Below are 13,727 nucleotides of genomic sequence, written 5' to 3'. Positions count from 1 at the left end.
CAATTGGGCCCCAGGCTTCTAGAGCATCGTGCGGAACCGAAGGTCCGCGTCAGCGAAAAGTGGATCCGGTTTTCCGCTCTCAACGATGCTCTCATTGAAGGAGAAAGCATCGGATGAACCCCAAAAGTGCAAATCCACTTTTGGGTCCGATGCTGTAGTGCGGGCCTATTCGCTTCCGTAGCCGAAACGCCGCCTCGACAGAGGGGCCGGGTGCGGCTAAAACCGCCCACCAACACTACCTTTCCGGGCCTAAAAACCCCCTTTTTCGAGTTTGAGAACCCATGAGCGGCGTCAACGAAATCCGGTCGGCCTTCCTCGATTACTTCGCCAAGAACGGTCATGAGGTCGTGGCATCGAGCCCCCTCGTGCCGCGCAACGACCCGACCCTGATGTTCACGAATGCCGGCATGGTGCAGTTCAAGAACGTCTTTACGGGTGCCGAGAAGCGCCCCTACAGCACGGCGGCGACCGCGCAGAAATGCGTGCGCGCGGGCGGCAAGCACAACGATCTCGATAACGTCGGCTACACGGCGCGCCACCACACCTTCTTCGAGATGCTCGGCAACTTCTCGTTCGGCGATTACTTCAAGGAGCGTGCCATCGAGCTCGCCTGGGGGCTGATCACCAAGGAATTCAACCTGCCGAAGGACAGACTCCTCGTCACCGTCTACCATGACGACGACGAGGCGGCGAACCTCTGGAAGAAGATCGCGGGTTTCTCCGATTCCAAGATCATCCGCATCCCGACATCGGACAATTTCTGGCAGATGGGCGATACCGGCCCCTGCGGCCCCTGCTCGGAAATCTTCATCGACCAGGGCGACAAGCTCTGGGGCGGGCCTCCCGGCAGCCCGGAGGAGGATGGCGACCGCTTCCTCGAGTTCTGGAACCTCGTGTTCATGCAATACGAGCAGATCGAGCCCGGCAACCGCATCGGCCTGCCGAAGCCCTCCATCGATACCGGCATGGGTCTGGAGCGCGTCTCGGCGATCCTGCAGGGCGTGTACTCGAATTACGATACGGACCTCTTCCGCACCCTCATCGAGGCCGTGGCCCATGCCACCGGCGTTGCGCCGGAAGGTGACCGCAAGGCCTCGCACCGCGTGATCGCGGACCACCTGCGCACCTCCTGCTTCCTCGTGGCCGACGGCGTGCTGCCCTCGAACGAAGGCCGCGGCTACGTGCTTCGCCGCATCATGCGCCGCGCCATGCGTCATGCGCAGCTGCTCGGCGCGAAGGAGCCGCTCATGTACCGCCTCGTGCCCGCTCTCGTGCGCGAGATGGGACAGGCCTATCCGGAGCTGATCCGCGCCGAGGCGCTGATCACCGAGACCCTGAAGCTGGAGGAGACCCGCTTCCGCAAGACCCTGGAGCGCGGCCTCACCATCCTCGACGAGGAGACCCGCAATCTCACCAAGGGCCAGAATCTCTCGGGCGACACGGCCTTCACGCTCTACGACACCTATGGCTTCCCGCTGGATCTCACGCAGGATGCCCTGAAGCCGCGCGGCATTGGCGTCGATACGGAAGGCTTCAACGCCGCCATGGAACGCCAGCGCGAGAAGGCGCGCGCAGCCTGGTCCGGCTCGGGCGAGGCGGCGACGGAGACCGTCTGGTTTTCCGTGAAGGAGCGCACCGGCGCCACCGAGTTCCTTGGCTACGACACGGAGACCGCCGAGGGCATTGTTCTGGCACTCCTCAAGGACGGCCAGGAAGTGCAGGAGCTGAAGCCGGGGGAGACCGGCCTCGCGGTTCTCAACCAGACGCCGTTCTATGGCGAGTCCGGTGGCCAGGTCGGTGATACCGGCGTGATGCAGGGCGACGGTGCCCGGATCTTCGTGACCAATACCGAGAAGAAGCTCGGAGACCTCTTCGTGCATCACGTCACCGTGGAGCACGGCACCCTGAAGCCCAGCCAGTCGCTCGAGCTGATCGTGGATCACGAGCGCCGCTCGGCCATTCGCGCGAACCATTCCGCGACGCACCTCCTGCATGAGGCGTTGCGTCAGGTACTTGGCGACCACGTGGCCCAGAAGGGCTCTCTGGTGGCCTCCGACCGGCTGCGCTTCGACTTCAGCCATCCGAAGCCTATCGAGGAGGCGGAACTCGTGAAGATCGAGGAGATCGCCAATAAGGTGCTGCTCCAGAACGAGCCGGTTGTCACCAAGCTCATGGCGGTGGACGAAGCCATCGAATCCGGCGCGCGCGCGCTCTTCGGCGAGAAGTACGGCGATGAGGTCCGAGTGGTCTCCATGGGCAAGGGCGACGGCAACAGGGCCTTCTCGGTCGAACTCTGCGGTGGCACGCATGTGAACCGCACTGGCGACATCGGCCTCGTGACCATCGTGTCCGAGAGCGCAGTCGCCGCGGGTGTACGCCGTCTAGAAGCAATGACGGGCGATGCCGCGCGCCATCATCTCTCCGGGGAAAGCCGCAAGTTGCAGGAGGTGGCGAGCCTCCTGAAGACTCCGGTGGACGAGGTCTCGTCGCGCCTCTCGGCTCTTCTGGAAGAGCGCCGCAAGCTGGAGCGCGATCTGGCAGAAGCGCGCCGCAAGCTCGCCATGGGCGGCGGCGGCGCAGGCGGCGAGCCGATCAAGGATGTGGCCGGCACCAAGCTCATGGCGCGTGCCGTCACTGGCGTCGAGATGAAGGACCTCAAGAGCCTCGCGGACGAGGGCAAGAAGCGCCTCGGCTCCGGCGTCGTCGCCATCGTGGGCGTCGCCGAGGACGGCAAGGCTGGCATCGTGGTCGCTGTCACGGATGACCTGACGGCGAAGTACGATGCGGTCTCCCTCGTACGCATCGGCTCCGAGAAGCTCGGTGGCAAGGGCGGCGGCGGGCGCCGTGACATGGCCCAGGCCGGTGGTCCCGACGGAGCTCAGGCTGAGGCAGCTTTGTCTGCCATTGAAGCGGCGCTGGCGGCGGCTTAAGGGCCAAACAGTATCTCATCCCGGACGGCGAGAACCGATCCGGGATCGCTGCGAAAGGGGTCGCTTACTTCGTCACGGTCGTTCCTGCGCAGGCGGGTATCCACATGATTGACGAAACAGAACAGCGCGTCGCTATTCAGAAGCCTCAATCGTGATCCGGATGCTGGCGGGAGGCCATTCTCGCCAATTCCTCTGGCGTCGCGTAGTCTTCCGTTCTCTGACCGGGCAGGAGATGCAGAGTCTCGAATGCGGGAAGTCTGCTCTCGATGCCGTATTGGATTTCCGGCTCTACCCGGCTCGGCTCGTCGAGGCTGCCGATCGAGACGCTGATGCGGTCGTCTTCAAGGTAGGAATAGGTCAGCGGCGTACCGCAATCCCGGCAGAAGCCGCGCTCCACGGCCTCCGAACTCCTGAAGATGCCGGGCCGGCCCTTCGTCCAGACCAGGTCTCGTCTCGGTACTCCGGTCAGCGGGGCGAAGTAATTGCCGAACGCCTTCTGGCACATGCGGCAATGGCAGATGCTCGCATGGGTCGGCTCGGACATCAGCGCGTAGCGCACCGCGCCGCACTGGCAGCCGCCGGTCATAACGGGTTTTGCTTTTGCTTCAAACATTTAGTTGCTTCCTCCCGTTCTGCTTGGATGGCATTCTTCGCCCTCAATCGTGCCTGCCTGCGGCTCCATCTGCTTCCCAGAAACCAGGGTTGGGAAGCATATGGGAAGCGAAGTAGTGCAACTCGGCAAGACGAAACCTGTCTATCTCCGATTCCGGAATCTCTTCCGAGATGTTGCCCCGTTTTTGCTATTAGTGCCAATAGCTCTCCCGGCCTTCTCGCGCAAACTTGGCCTACAGTTCGCCGACGATGCGCTTGGCTGCAGCCAGAGCTGCTGCGGCGGGCGGCGGGCGCAAAAGGCGGGTCAATCCCCGCTAAATTCATGCTGAGACACTGCCCAGTAAAGCAAAGGGGCGGACCGGCACGAACGGGCAGGAGAAGGCCGAGATCTACGCTGACGAGATCGAGGCCATCGCCCGGGAGAAGCGGCGGCGAGGATATCGGGATCTGTGAAAGTCTCCTGGATCGAAGTCATCCACAGAAAAGGCGTTGTATAGAAAATTCAGCGTCGTTCAGCGGCCGCACTTCAAAGGGCTGTGAAATAAGCAAATCTCTCCGTAAGCGTTCAATACTATTGTACGGGAACTTGCTGTCGTCAGTGCATGAGCCTGCATCCCCTTGACGGCTTTCGATAGGAGCGCGCCTATTAGCTGGTGACTTCTTTGCGGGGGAGGGATGGATACTTCGCCACGGTATTCCCGGGCTTATGTCAAGAAAGAAACATTTCCGGCAATCGGTCAGCGGATGAAGCTCGTCCGGATTGCTGTTGCAGGAACTCAGGCGGCGCTCTGCAAAAAGACCGGCATCAAGCCGCAGACTTGGAACCAATACGAACGTGGCCGCTCGCGGATCCCTATTGATACCGCAATCGAGTTCGCCCGGATCTACGACGTGGACCTTCATTGGCTCTACATGGGCGGCCCGCTGGAGGAGAGCCGATTTCCTCAGCAACTCCGGGACGCGATCAGAGAAGCTGCCCGGCGCGAGGCTGAAATTTCGGAATCGGTTAAGGATTTGGATGATGACGCCGCTGATCAAGCGGCGGGATGAGGAGGGAACATGACAAAGAAGACGATCAATTCTGCCGAGATCGAATACGTCGCCACCCTTACAAACGTCTACGGCGGCGAGTATGTCAGTCTCACGGAGCAGGAAGTAGCAGAATACAAACGCGATCCTGACGGGTTCGCCGCAAAGCATTTCGGCCTGACCCGCGACGAATACCAAGAATGGATCGAGTGCGGCGGCGAAGCCAAATGCGGTGCCAAAACCAAAGCGGGCAAGCTGTGCGGCAACACGTTGAAGGGTGGCTCCCAACTCAGCGCCGAAGAGTGGAAGGCGCGGCATAGGTCAGAGTACTGCTCCACCCACGGTGGAGAATGAGCCGGTTCTGATGTGCGAAATTCGCAGAACCCCTTTTATGGAATGCTTTTCATCGCCCAATCAGGCCAAGTGTTGCATCTTCGCGAGCCGCATAGAACCAGGAGATCCATGGTGAAACACCTGTTCACGTTCTCAATGCTGGCTACCCTTGCTCTTGCAACGCCGAGCCAAGCCGGTAACACGTCCTCAAACTCAAGTTCGAACTCTTCAAATGGGGTCCATACCCGGATCGACACTGTCATCACTGACGATGGACGGGGACGAAGCGTCTATGAACGGCGCGTTTATCGCCAGCGTGACCGGGATGATTACCGCTCCAAACGCCGATGGCAGCGCGTGAAGGATGACGGTTGAGTATCCCGCGATTTGCAGAAGCGCATTTATGGAACGGTCGTCCGCCGGATTAGCCCTGCTTCACTACCTCCCTTTGCCAGCCAACAGCGGCCGCGCCGACGTATAAGGTGAAAGCCGCCATGAGTCCCAGCTCAAGGCTTGCCGTGACAGGAGAAGTGCCGGGAGCACGCCAATGCCGCGTGTTGATGAGAACGGAAACTGCCGAGGATTGATTGGAGGTCTCCTGTTGCCACCAAGAGCTTGGTACGTGCTGCGGCGCGAGAACATCACTACGTTGAAGAAGCTGAGAGCTGTCGCCGACCGGCTGGAACAGTTCCGCGACATTGGTCCTGAGACGGCCCGTGCCATCAGGGCCGAGCTGGCCCGCATTGCCTCTGCCAATGATGGAGGCTCCCCGCAGGGGGGCAGCCCGGGAAAAGAAGTAGAATAGGCTGATATTCTGATGCTCGGAATGTTGGCACAAAGCCTCCTGGTTGTACCCTGTACCTGAAGGGGCCAAGCTCAGAGGGGAGACGCATGCCCAGTCCCAAGTGGGAGCGTATCGGGGGACCAATCAGGGGGCTGCGTTTGCCTTTCCAGGCTTGGGAGGCTCTGCGCCAAGAGGGCATCACGAGCTTGGATCGGCTCAGGGCTATGGCGGACCAGATCCACACGCTCCCGGGTATCGGCCCCAAGACGGCACAACTGATCCGAGAAGAACTCGCCCGTGCCACCCCTTCCAAAGAGCCGCCTTCGGGTAAGGAGTAGCACCTGTACCGCGGCATTTGCAGAAGCCCCTCTATGGAACCGGGAGCAATCTTGGAGGCATTTGCCGCTGTCGTAGGATCACTATCCTTCCGGAGGATGCCTACTCTGAGTAGACGACAGGCTCTCCTTTTCAGTCAGCCGTTTTGGCGATTGGCATGCTAGCGTTGCGGCTGCTCACCTCAAGGGGAGGCAACAATGCACTCAACCCATACCGAGCGTTTTGTTGTGTTCCAGGTTCAGAATGAGTGGTTGGTTACATACAAGGATCGCACTCAGATTTTGTACCCCACGCGTGAGGAAGCCGAAACCTCGGCCTTCAATGCCGCAGATGCCCTGGCCTCTCAAGGATACGCCGTTTCCGTGCTAATCATGCCCGATGGACCGGATGCCAATGAACAACACCCGATTCCATCAGGTTGAAGATGAAGGCCACGTTGCGGGCGAGACGATCCAGCTTCGCGATGATGAGGACGGCGCAAATTGGTTAGGATGCTGATTGGTAAGTTGACGACCATTACCCTGCAAGATGTCGTAAACGGCTCACGACCTGATCTCCTGCTCTGCGAATTAGGCTCGGCCGCGGCAGGAATTTATCTGGGTATTCGCAACGCTCTAAAAGCGTATCAACTCCACTGAATTTCCACTCCTCCCGATAACCCCCCATAGCTTTAACTAGATCTGTCGACACATGATCCAGTTTTCCTGTCACAAGCCTGAATACATAACCTATATGCACCTCAAGCTCCTTATATTCGAAAAGCTTGTTATCAATCATGTGCTGGAATTCGCCCAACCTAAAGAAAAACCAATCAAATAAATCCCTGACATAAACCTCATTTTCGCTGAATTGCTGAGAGGACTCAGCGGGCCTGAGGCTTGTCGAAATAATCACGAAGTCACCCTTTGCAAAGAATATATCCCTTCCGGCCACTGCGTTACGAGCTACGTTTAATACATCTTCACCTTGTATAAAGAGCACATCCACCTTTTTATTTGGAATTTTCAGAACCCTTGCTTTGTAATCTAGTAAATTCATTACTTTTTCTACCATAGGATCTTGGTAGAAATCCTTTACTTGGTTTGCGAGAAACTCAGATTTCTTCCAAGTCTGTCCTTCCTCGTAGGATCGCCAAGTATGTCTGAGTTGGAGAAAGATGAGCAGTGCCCCAACCAGAGTGGCAAGAGGGACCAACACTACCCCGAGCCACTGGCGGGAAAATGTCTCCCAACCGATAGCTGGCTCAGCATAGATGATGTGAAAAGGATCTACGACTGTTGATAACGGATCCATAATCACCGCCTCCTTTAGACCTTATCTGCTAACTCGAAAGCGAGCTATCGATGTTTGCTTATCTAACGTCAGGAGCTGAATAGCTGGAACGATCCTGTACAAACTGGCCCCTTAACGGCATTCGTTCGCGCCGCACCTCAATTTCTCTGAAATTCAGCTATTAACAACGAATATTAGGTGTAATGCTCTAAAAGCCTGAATGCTAAAGTTGGATGTCCACGGCGTCACGCAGCTATGCAACGAAGGGAAGCTTTCTGCACTGCTGGTCAGGCCCATCACAGAGGCCACACTCATGCGCCAACTGTCCTTCACCTTCCTCCGCTCCAGACGTCACGCCACGGAGCTGCCCGCCCGCGTTGCCGCACCCGTGCAGCCTGTAACCTTGTGCAAAGTCGATCCGTCCCAGAACATGGCTCGGTTCTACTCCCTCGAGGTGGAGCGGGATCTATTCGGGCGCGTGGTTCTCGTCAGGCGATGGGGGAGGGTTGGAACGGCAGGCAAGACCCGCTTGGACGAGCACAGAGGGGAAGGGGAGGCACATGCAGCTCTTCACGCCGAGCCTCCAGAGATACAGTCCAGCGGATTAGCCTTTATCAACATCCTTTCATGCATGGCTCAGCGAAATCCACGCCCATCCCATTTGAGGGTTCTCGGCCTTCCACCATGGCCATGCATCTGAATAGTCGGAACCCGTCCGCCGCCAACGCTCACGCCAGTTCCAAGCGTTTCAAGCTCTAGCTGTAGCAGCGCTCCGCGGCGCACATAGATGTTGACTGAGCAAACCTGAGCTCCGCAGTAGCTACTACGTGCATTTCCAGAGCAGCTAATGCCTTCGTGGCTAATAACGAGGTCGGCATTGCCGTCGCCCGTGATGTCCCGCTCAATCGCTCCGCTGGGATCAATTCGCCCGTTCTGCCCCTCGCATGCCTGCGCAATCTGTTCCTGGACTAGGTAATCCGCAGCCTTGGAACGAGCTTCGGCTGGAACGGACGATAAGGCGAGAAGTGCGGCGAGGATCAGAGGCCATAGCATGGAGGCTCTCCGCGATTACCTTGAACCAAAATAGATTCAAATGGCCTCAAAGTCATTTCACGATGTCACACATAGCCGACCCGTTGCTTTACGCAAAGGTAGCCTGGACGTAATATGGCCAGTATGGGCATGATATAATTTGAGTATATCCACCTCATCACTTATGTCAGACAGCAAAAATGAACTCTTTACTTCTTATGTGAATCTTCCTTCCTCTTTTTTTCTTCAGCTTCTACCATCATGCGGCGAATTCTCTCTGTATCAGCCTTCATTTTATCTATCGTATTTTTCACCTCGCGCTGTGCCTCCTCCATTCTGCGCTTTCTTGCTTCACGAGCATCTGAATCATCTTCGTCTTCTCCCATTGGAAAATCTCCGGGACTGTCTCATTGCGACTAGCAAGGGTGATTTATGATTAAGCCGATTGATCCGAACATAGAACTCCCAAGTAGTATAAGGGGCAAACACTTCTCGCAAAAGAAGGATTTAGGCTAGTACTGAAGTCATCCGAACCAATGCCGGCGTAGATGCACCCGCTCCGATCCTTTGGCTATCGTGTCCCCGTCAATAGTGACGGCCTAGCGTCCATCGAAGCCCTTAGCGGGGCTTGGGAGATTCACAAAGGTCAACAGACTCAGGGCGAGGCAGAGGGCAAGGAGGAGAGCTGTGCGAATGTCCATGCGAACCATGTAGAGCGCCCCTTCAGACCCTCCTTCACTCAAGCGGGGTATCCAGATGGAAGCCAAGAAAGAAGAAACCCCGTTCGGGGTAGAGCCGAACGGGGTTCTGTTTGGAGGCATGATACGCAACTCAGCCTGTCTTGTGTGTAGCAGAGGGTAGACGGCCAATTGCCTCTACCTGCGCCAATGACGCTTGCGGGCCTCCCAGTGTCGCTGCCGTCTTGCCCGGAGGGGAGCGCCCTCTACCGCACCGGCAAATCAGCCACCGGCCCATCCGTCTTCTCGCCTGTGCCCGCCGAGATCCATTTGCCGGGGAACTTCTGGGACTGCTGCGACAGGATCACATAACCTGTTGCTGCAAGAGGGCGAATTGCGCTCGTCTTGTTGTCCAGAGCGTAATCGCCCTTGTCTGTTCGGGCGATGAGAACCGCGTGCGGTTCTCCCGCTGCCGTTTGCACTGCCGTCACGAGAAGCGTCGAGGCGGGCCAGCCACTTTCTGCCAGCAGCTTGCGCTTGAGCAGAGCAAAATCCTCGCAGTCCCCCTTGCCACTCGCGGGAAGGGTCCATACGTCCTCTCGGCCATACTGCTCCAGATCGGACACTTCCGTAATCGTGCTGTTCACATGCTGATTGACCTGCCGCAGCACGGCCAGGCGCTGCGCCGTCAAGACGACGTGCGAGGATCGCGACACCTTCTCGGATTTTGCCATCGCCTGAGCCGAACATGAATGCTCGAGCGTGGCGAGCAGCAGCGCAGCTATCGCCAATCCGCGCCGTCCCGCGAGGACCATGGGCCGCCTCCTTGATCATCCGTAGAGTTGTTCAGTTGATCAGGGCTCGTGCAAAGTCGCGAGATTCCTCAGCTCGCTCTATCTTGTGTGCCCCGGCGCCTCACCGCTTTTCCCGGCACTGCCGCTGTTCCCAGGAGAAACATCGGGATTATGGCCTGGATTGTCCGGGTCTCCCCGGCTCGTATCAATGCCGCTGGCGACAACCGCGGACGCGCCACCGTAATCGCGCACATCGGAGGATTCCCAGCCGTTGCCAAGCCCGGCATTGTCCTGTTCCGTGGTAGCAGATCCGCTACTGAGGGCCGGCGAATTGCCGCCGGCTGCTGCGTTGCCGCTGCCGAATGGTGCACCTTGAAGAGGGCCAGCCGCCCCGGAACTCAACTGGCCGCCCGCGCGGCCAATAGAGCCGGTTGTCAAGGTATCGCCATCGGGTTGAGCGCTAAGATTGCGGTTCAGCGCACCCGCTGTGATCCGGCAACGGCAGATTTCGGAGCCATTGACGATCCGGAGCCGGCAGCTGTGATACAGGGACGGGTTCTCGACCGCGGGACGACACTGCGCGCCGGGGGCGGCAGTCTGCGCGTGAGAGGGCGTGGAGGCGAACAGGGCAGTGAAGCCGAGCGAAACGAGAGAAAGCGAACGAAGCATGAGTCTCTCCAAGATCCAAGTTCCGACATAGGGCCGATGGAGCAGCCCCTGAGTGCCTTCTATTACCCCTCAGATGAATTTAAGTTCCTATTGCAAGCCTACTTTCTTGGCGAAAGTTCTTTCTCCCTATGGCCAAGCATATTTTCTGTGGTCACGGTGAAACAATGCTCATGTTCACGTATTGGAGCAAAAATCGGCTCGCATTTCTCTCGGTGATTCTCGGGGGCGGGTTGCCAGTAAGGCGCTCTTTCCTGCGGCTTCTCGGCTGACACGAGGTGACACAGGCGGGTCTTTGATTTTTACTGCCTACAAGCCTCTGGGAGGCCGAAGAGTTTTCTCAAGTCGCAAGGCCGTCAGAGGAGCAAGATCTGCTTTGGAAGATTTGGTACGGCACGCATTGGTGGACATCCTCTGAGATCAGCTCCCTAGCCAGATCCTTCATGACGAGGGAGCTTTTTTGCAGGGCAGTGTCCTGCCCTCAGCGTTGCAGCGCACCACCTCGCGACTATGGCAACTGCGAACACAGGACCACAGCCGCGCTGGCGGCGGTGATCGCAGTCGCGACGAGTCCGACATCTAGCGGCGTCCATGGCACCGCAGCAAGATCCAGAAAACGCTTCAGCAAGACCGAGCCCGGCAGATCGAATAAGCCCATGCTAACGCCGCTCGGGTTGAAAGGTTGCAGCGCACCATAGCGAAAGGTTGCGCCGCACCATCCAACCTGAACACCAAGTGCGCCTGTAGCCGCCTCCTGTGTGGCCGCTCAGCTGCCCCAGCCGCATAGCCCCTTGCCTGCCAAGCCCTGCAATCAAGCTCGTACAGCCGCCTTGAAATCCCGTTTGCTCCGAAGCCATGGCCTACGGCCTCGCGGCCAGCTCCGGCGGCGGCGTCTCGACGATGGTCTTCAGGTCGCGGTAAGCGGTCTCGCCGAGATGCCCGCATCGGGCCAGTTTCTCGATATGCGACCGCGTGAGATTCATGGCGTCGCTCCAAGCCCTGCGGTACGCGGCTTGGCGACGACGCTTCGTGTCGCCGGGGCGCGTTTCATTGCGGTATTGGGAAGGGCTTGCGGGATGATGAGGTTCGGGTCGCGACGGGTCATCATTTCCTCCATGAGGTGAAAGGGACACCTGTCAAGTTGCTCATCTTGGCGATCATGTGTATAATAGACCTGAAGACATTGGAATACAACGTGACTTCGAGCGGAAGGTCTGAATGCTCACCACCGGAAACCAGCTGAGAGCGGCCCGTGGCTTGGTCGCCATGGCCCAAGAGGCGCTGGCGGCGGCTGCGGGCGTCCACGTCAACACGATCCGCAAGATGGAGGCGCATGCCGCCGGGGTGATCACCAGCCCGGCCCACATCGTGCTGAAAGTCCAGCTCGCCCTGGAGGCTGCCGGTGTTGAGTTCCTGAACCACGGGCGACCGGGCGTCCGTCTCCAGGGCGGTCAGTCCCGCCACGAGGGAGGAGAGAGCCATGACCAAGCGTGAGCTGCCCAAGCACGCCGCCATGTGCGCCCTGGAGACCGGCATCGAGGTCGCCGAGGACGGTGAGTTCGTCCAGGCCGCTCGGCTTTGCCCCTATGGACGAACAACCGAAGCGCGCCGATATTGTGTGAACGAAACATGAACAGAAGGAGCGGGCTCATGACCGCTGGACGACCGACCAAGTACCATTCCGACTACGCCGAGATGGCGTACAAGGCGTGCCTCCTCTGGGGCGCGACCGATGAAGAGCTGGCGAAATACTTCGAGGTGGATGAGGCCACGCTTTACCGCTGGAAGCTGGTTCATCCCGAATTTTGCTAGGCCCTAAAAAGGGGCAAGGCTTTTGCCGACGCCACTGTGGCCGAGCGCCTCTACACCAAGGCGTGCGGCTACACCATGCAGACCGAGAAGCTGTTCTGCCACGAGGGCGAGGTCATCCGCGCAGAGACGCTGACCTATTACCCGCCCGATACCACGGCCTGCATCTTCTGGCTGAAAAACCGCCAGCCCGGCAAGTGGCGTGACAAGCGGGTCGAGGAGCACGAGCTGCCCGAGGGTTCGAGCTTCGTGGTGAACATGCGCTCGTCGAGGACAGCCGACGATGGGCCCGAGCCAGAACATCGGCTGCCGACCTATCCGACCGCACCCCTGTCCTGATGGGTCACAAGAGCATGAGCGAGAAGCGGCCCGTGGGACGACCGAAAGTGCTGACGAAGGAGCTCAAGGACGAAATCTGCGCCCGTGTCATTGACGGCGAGACGATCCGGCAAATTGCGGCAGAGGCGCATATGCCGGATGCCCGAACGATCTACCGGGCGCTGGCGGCCGAGGACGAAGAAGAGTTTCGCCAGCAATACGCACGCGCGAAGGAGTTCCAGCTCTACCGCATGGAAGACGAGCTGCTGGAGATTGCCGATGCCGCTGATGGCGAGAGCGTTCAGGCCGACCGGCTGCGCATCGACACCCGAAAGTGGATCATGTCGAAACGCGCTCCGAAGAAGTATGGCGAACGTGTCACGCAGGAACACGAGATCGACAGCAAGGCCGTGATGGGCGTGGTGCACATCCGCTCGTCGAGGAAGGGGCAGGAGCCGACGGCGGACGACTGCCAGGAGATGCCACGGCCTGCCTTTACTGAACGGGTGCGCTAAGGCAGATGGACGCGAGGACGCTTCCCTCCGGGCAGACGACATTCAGACGCCAGCCGCGCCAGTCCCCATTGACCAGATCGGCCTCCGCCCGGATCTCCTGGATGGCTCGATGCGCGAGGCTCTGTGCCATCTCCAGGCTGGAGACCTCCACTCCCGTGTCGTCAGGGATGACGTCGTTGCCGTTCACCAGATTAAAGTAGCAGTGCATCGGTGCCCTCCGACGGTAAGGCAGCAGAGCGCCGCTCGTTAAGGCGAGGATACAATACGGTTTCGAGATAAACCGCTCCTGAACGGACCATGCCGCTCTGGAAAACTCGCCAATGCGCAGTGTGTCACGGGTGCCCTTTCATGATGCGCTCTTGCATGCATCTGGGAGCGGGGCAGGCTTTAGCCGAGGAAGCTGTATCCTGCGTGTCGTTGCGCCTGAATTGGATCGTAGCCGAGGCCCTGGCGCAACTTCTTGCGCAACTTGCTCACGTGCCCCTCGACCACACTCGCCTCCAATCCGGCAAGATCTGGTTCGTCCTATCGGGACATTCCGACGTAGGAATACGATAGGCGACGAGCGGCTGAACCTGTCTACACAAACTTCACCTGTTGCCGAGGCAATCACGAAGATA

The 13,727-nt window shown here is 58.9% G+C and carries 20 protein-coding genes and 1 pseudogene; 12 read left to right on the top strand and 9 right to left on the bottom strand.

Annotation, left to right across the window (positions count from 1 at the left end):
• The first annotated feature begins 281 nt into the window (after positions 1 to 281).
• A complete protein-coding gene (gene alaS, locus DC522_RS14550; protein ID WP_116529406.1) occupies positions 282 to 2,930 on the top strand; it encodes an alanine--tRNA ligase in 2,649 nt (882 codons plus the stop codon).
• Between the two features lie 145 nt (positions 2,931 to 3,075).
• On the opposite strand, the gene DC522_RS14545 is transcribed toward alaS, so the two are convergent.
• Positions 3,076 to 3,543 (bottom strand): GFA family protein, encoded by a 468-nt coding sequence (locus DC522_RS14545; RefSeq protein ID WP_116529405.1) that lies wholly within the window; start codon positions 3,541 to 3,543, stop codon positions 3,076 to 3,078.
• Positions 3,544 to 4,286: 743 nt separating this feature from the next.
• Between DC522_RS14545 and DC522_RS14540 the strand changes: the two genes are divergently transcribed.
• The 5 genes from DC522_RS14540 to DC522_RS14520 all read left to right on the top strand — a co-directional run bounded on the left by DC522_RS14540 (position 4,287) and on the right by DC522_RS14520 (position 6,446).
• Positions 4,287 to 4,592, top strand: coding sequence for a helix-turn-helix transcriptional regulator (locus DC522_RS14540; protein ID WP_165820162.1), 306 nt, complete (start codon positions 4,287 to 4,289; stop codon positions 4,590 to 4,592).
• A 9-nt stretch (positions 4,593 to 4,601) separates the two neighbouring features.
• Positions 4,602 to 4,925 carry a hypothetical protein gene (locus DC522_RS14535; RefSeq protein ID WP_116529403.1) on the top strand — a complete coding sequence of 108 codons (324 nt, stop codon included), beginning with the start codon at positions 4,602 to 4,604 and terminating at the stop codon, positions 4,923 to 4,925.
• 580 nt (positions 4,926 to 5,505) lie between these two features.
• Positions 5,506 to 5,709 carry a hypothetical protein gene (locus tag DC522_RS34300; RefSeq protein WP_133239292.1) on the top strand — a complete coding sequence of 68 codons (204 nt, stop codon included), beginning with the start codon at positions 5,506 to 5,508 and terminating at the stop codon, positions 5,707 to 5,709.
• A gap of 86 nt (positions 5,710 to 5,795) precedes the next feature.
• Positions 5,796 to 6,026, top strand: a complete 231-nt coding sequence (locus tag DC522_RS14525; protein WP_116529401.1) for a helix-hairpin-helix domain-containing protein — start codon at positions 5,796 to 5,798, stop codon at positions 6,024 to 6,026.
• Between the two features lie 195 nt (positions 6,027 to 6,221).
• A complete protein-coding gene (locus DC522_RS14520) occupies positions 6,222 to 6,446 on the top strand; it encodes a hypothetical protein (protein ID WP_116529400.1) in 225 nt (74 codons plus the stop codon).
• A 94-nt stretch (positions 6,447 to 6,540) separates the two neighbouring features.
• Here the strand turns inward: DC522_RS14520 and DC522_RS14515 are convergent, their stop codons facing one another.
• The gene (locus tag DC522_RS14515; protein WP_116529399.1) at positions 6,541 to 7,317 is read right to left on the bottom strand and encodes a hypothetical protein; all 777 of its coding nucleotides are present in this window, start codon (positions 7,315 to 7,317) and stop codon (positions 6,541 to 6,543) included.
• 199 nt (positions 7,318 to 7,516) lie between these two features.
• Between DC522_RS14515 and DC522_RS14510 the strand changes: the two genes are divergently transcribed.
• The gene (locus DC522_RS14510; RefSeq protein WP_371679596.1) at positions 7,517 to 7,996 is read left to right on the top strand and encodes a WGR domain-containing protein; all 480 of its coding nucleotides are present in this window, start codon (positions 7,517 to 7,519) and stop codon (positions 7,994 to 7,996) included.
• Positions 7,997 to 8,537: 541 nt separating this feature from the next.
• Here DC522_RS14510 and DC522_RS34810 read toward each other — a convergent pair.
• From DC522_RS34810 to DC522_RS36870, 5 genes are all read right to left on the bottom strand, one after another.
• Positions 8,538 to 8,714: a hypothetical protein gene (locus tag DC522_RS34810; RefSeq protein WP_165820161.1), complete on the bottom strand. Its 177-nt coding sequence runs from the start codon at positions 8,712 to 8,714 to the stop codon at positions 8,538 to 8,540.
• Positions 8,715 to 9,271: 557 nt separating this feature from the next.
• On the bottom strand, positions 9,272 to 9,820 hold the full coding sequence (locus DC522_RS14505) for a transglutaminase-like cysteine peptidase (RefSeq protein WP_116529398.1): 549 nt from the start codon (positions 9,818 to 9,820) through the stop codon (positions 9,272 to 9,274).
• Positions 9,821 to 9,898: 78 nt separating this feature from the next.
• Positions 9,899 to 10,468: a hypothetical protein gene (locus tag DC522_RS14500; RefSeq protein WP_116529397.1), complete on the bottom strand. Its 570-nt coding sequence runs from the start codon at positions 10,466 to 10,468 to the stop codon at positions 9,899 to 9,901.
• A gap of 857 nt (positions 10,469 to 11,325) precedes the next feature.
• A complete protein-coding gene (locus DC522_RS36875) occupies positions 11,326 to 11,448 on the bottom strand; it encodes a hypothetical protein (RefSeq protein WP_256369859.1) in 123 nt (40 codons plus the stop codon).
• Complete coding sequence (locus tag DC522_RS36870) at positions 11,445 to 11,573, bottom strand: hypothetical protein (RefSeq protein WP_256369858.1); 129 nt, start codon at positions 11,571 to 11,573, stop codon at positions 11,445 to 11,447. Before DC522_RS36870 ends, DC522_RS36875 begins: the two co-directional genes overlap by 4 nt.
• A 110-nt stretch (positions 11,574 to 11,683) precedes the next feature.
• On the opposite strand from DC522_RS36870, the gene DC522_RS14495 reads away from it, so the two are divergent.
• The 5 genes from DC522_RS14495 to DC522_RS14485 are packed head-to-tail and all read left to right on the top strand — an operon-like array spanning position 11,684 to position 13,107.
• Complete coding sequence (locus DC522_RS14495) at positions 11,684 to 11,959, top strand: hypothetical protein (RefSeq protein WP_116529396.1); 276 nt, start codon at positions 11,684 to 11,686, stop codon at positions 11,957 to 11,959.
• A complete protein-coding gene (locus DC522_RS34805; RefSeq protein ID WP_165820160.1) occupies positions 11,946 to 12,098 on the top strand; it encodes a hypothetical protein in 153 nt (50 codons plus the stop codon). The genes DC522_RS14495 and DC522_RS34805 overlap by 14 nt, the downstream gene beginning before the upstream one ends.
• Positions 12,099 to 12,115: 17 nt before the next feature.
• Positions 12,116 to 12,277, top strand: a complete 162-nt coding sequence (locus DC522_RS34800) for a hypothetical protein (RefSeq protein ID WP_165820159.1) — start codon at positions 12,116 to 12,118, stop codon at positions 12,275 to 12,277.
• Positions 12,278 to 12,313: 36 nt separating this feature from the next.
• The gene (locus tag DC522_RS14490; RefSeq protein ID WP_116529395.1) at positions 12,314 to 12,613 is read left to right on the top strand and encodes a hypothetical protein; all 300 of its coding nucleotides are present in this window, start codon (positions 12,314 to 12,316) and stop codon (positions 12,611 to 12,613) included.
• Positions 12,614 to 12,645: 32 nt separating this feature from the next.
• Positions 12,646 to 13,107, top strand: a complete 462-nt coding sequence (locus tag DC522_RS14485; RefSeq protein WP_133239291.1) for a hypothetical protein — start codon at positions 12,646 to 12,648, stop codon at positions 13,105 to 13,107.
• On the opposite strand, the gene DC522_RS14480 is transcribed toward DC522_RS14485, so the two are convergent.
• On the bottom strand, positions 13,088 to 13,315 hold the full coding sequence (locus DC522_RS14480; protein ID WP_116529393.1) for a hypothetical protein: 228 nt from the start codon (positions 13,313 to 13,315) through the stop codon (positions 13,088 to 13,090). The two genes, DC522_RS14485 and DC522_RS14480, sit on opposite strands and share 20 nt — an antisense overlap.
• Before the next feature lie 179 nt (positions 13,316 to 13,494).
• Positions 13,495 to 13,614: pseudogene (locus DC522_RS14475) on the bottom strand (DNA-binding response regulator); the annotation flags it as partial.
• Between the last annotated feature and the right edge of the window lie 113 nt (positions 13,615 to 13,727).

Origin of the sequence: Microvirga sp. KLBC 81 (genome assembly GCF_003075415.1) — a bacterium.
GTDB lineage: Bacteria > Pseudomonadota > Alphaproteobacteria > Rhizobiales > Beijerinckiaceae > Microvirga.
Note: the sequence above shows the minus strand (reverse complement) of the source record. Positions and strands in the feature narration are given on the sequence as shown.

Coding starts and splice junctions, on each gene's coding strand:
- DC522_RS14500 (WP_116529397.1), bottom strand. CDS start 10,468: ATGCTTCGTTCGCTTTCTCTCGTTTCGCTCGGCTTCACTGCCCTGTTC.
- DC522_RS14505 (WP_116529398.1), bottom strand. CDS start 9,820: ATGGTCCTCGCGGGACGGCGCGGATTGGCGATAGCTGCGCTGCTGCTC.
- DC522_RS14515 (WP_116529399.1), bottom strand. CDS start 7,317: ATGGATCCGTTATCAACAGTCGTAGATCCTTTTCACATCATCTATGCT.
- DC522_RS36870 (WP_256369858.1), bottom strand. CDS start 11,573: ATGATGACCCGTCGCGACCCGAACCTCATCATCCCGCAAGCCCTTCCC.
- DC522_RS34810 (WP_165820161.1), bottom strand. CDS start 8,714: ATGGGAGAAGACGAAGATGATTCAGATGCTCGTGAAGCAAGAAAGCGC.
- DC522_RS14545 (WP_116529405.1), bottom strand. CDS start 3,543: ATGTTTGAAGCAAAAGCAAAACCCGTTATGACCGGCGGCTGCCAGTGC.
- DC522_RS14540 (WP_165820162.1), top strand. CDS start 4,287: ATGAAGCTCGTCCGGATTGCTGTTGCAGGAACTCAGGCGGCGCTCTGC.
- DC522_RS34805 (WP_165820160.1), top strand. CDS start 11,946: ATGACCAAGCGTGAGCTGCCCAAGCACGCCGCCATGTGCGCCCTGGAG.
- DC522_RS14510 (WP_371679596.1), top strand. CDS start 7,517: ATGCTAAAGTTGGATGTCCACGGCGTCACGCAGCTATGCAACGAAGGG.
- DC522_RS14480 (WP_116529393.1), bottom strand. CDS start 13,315: ATGCACTGCTACTTTAATCTGGTGAACGGCAACGACGTCATCCCTGAC.
- alaS (WP_116529406.1), top strand. CDS start 282: ATGAGCGGCGTCAACGAAATCCGGTCGGCCTTCCTCGATTACTTCGCC.
- DC522_RS36875 (WP_256369859.1), bottom strand. CDS start 11,448: ATGAATCTCACGCGGTCGCATATCGAGAAACTGGCCCGATGCGGGCAT.
- DC522_RS14520 (WP_116529400.1), top strand. CDS start 6,222: ATGCACTCAACCCATACCGAGCGTTTTGTTGTGTTCCAGGTTCAGAAT.
- DC522_RS14525 (WP_116529401.1), top strand. CDS start 5,796: ATGCCCAGTCCCAAGTGGGAGCGTATCGGGGGACCAATCAGGGGGCTG.
- DC522_RS14495 (WP_116529396.1), top strand. CDS start 11,684: ATGCTCACCACCGGAAACCAGCTGAGAGCGGCCCGTGGCTTGGTCGCC.
- DC522_RS14535 (WP_116529403.1), top strand. CDS start 4,602: ATGACAAAGAAGACGATCAATTCTGCCGAGATCGAATACGTCGCCACC.
- DC522_RS34800 (WP_165820159.1), top strand. CDS start 12,116: ATGACCGCTGGACGACCGACCAAGTACCATTCCGACTACGCCGAGATG.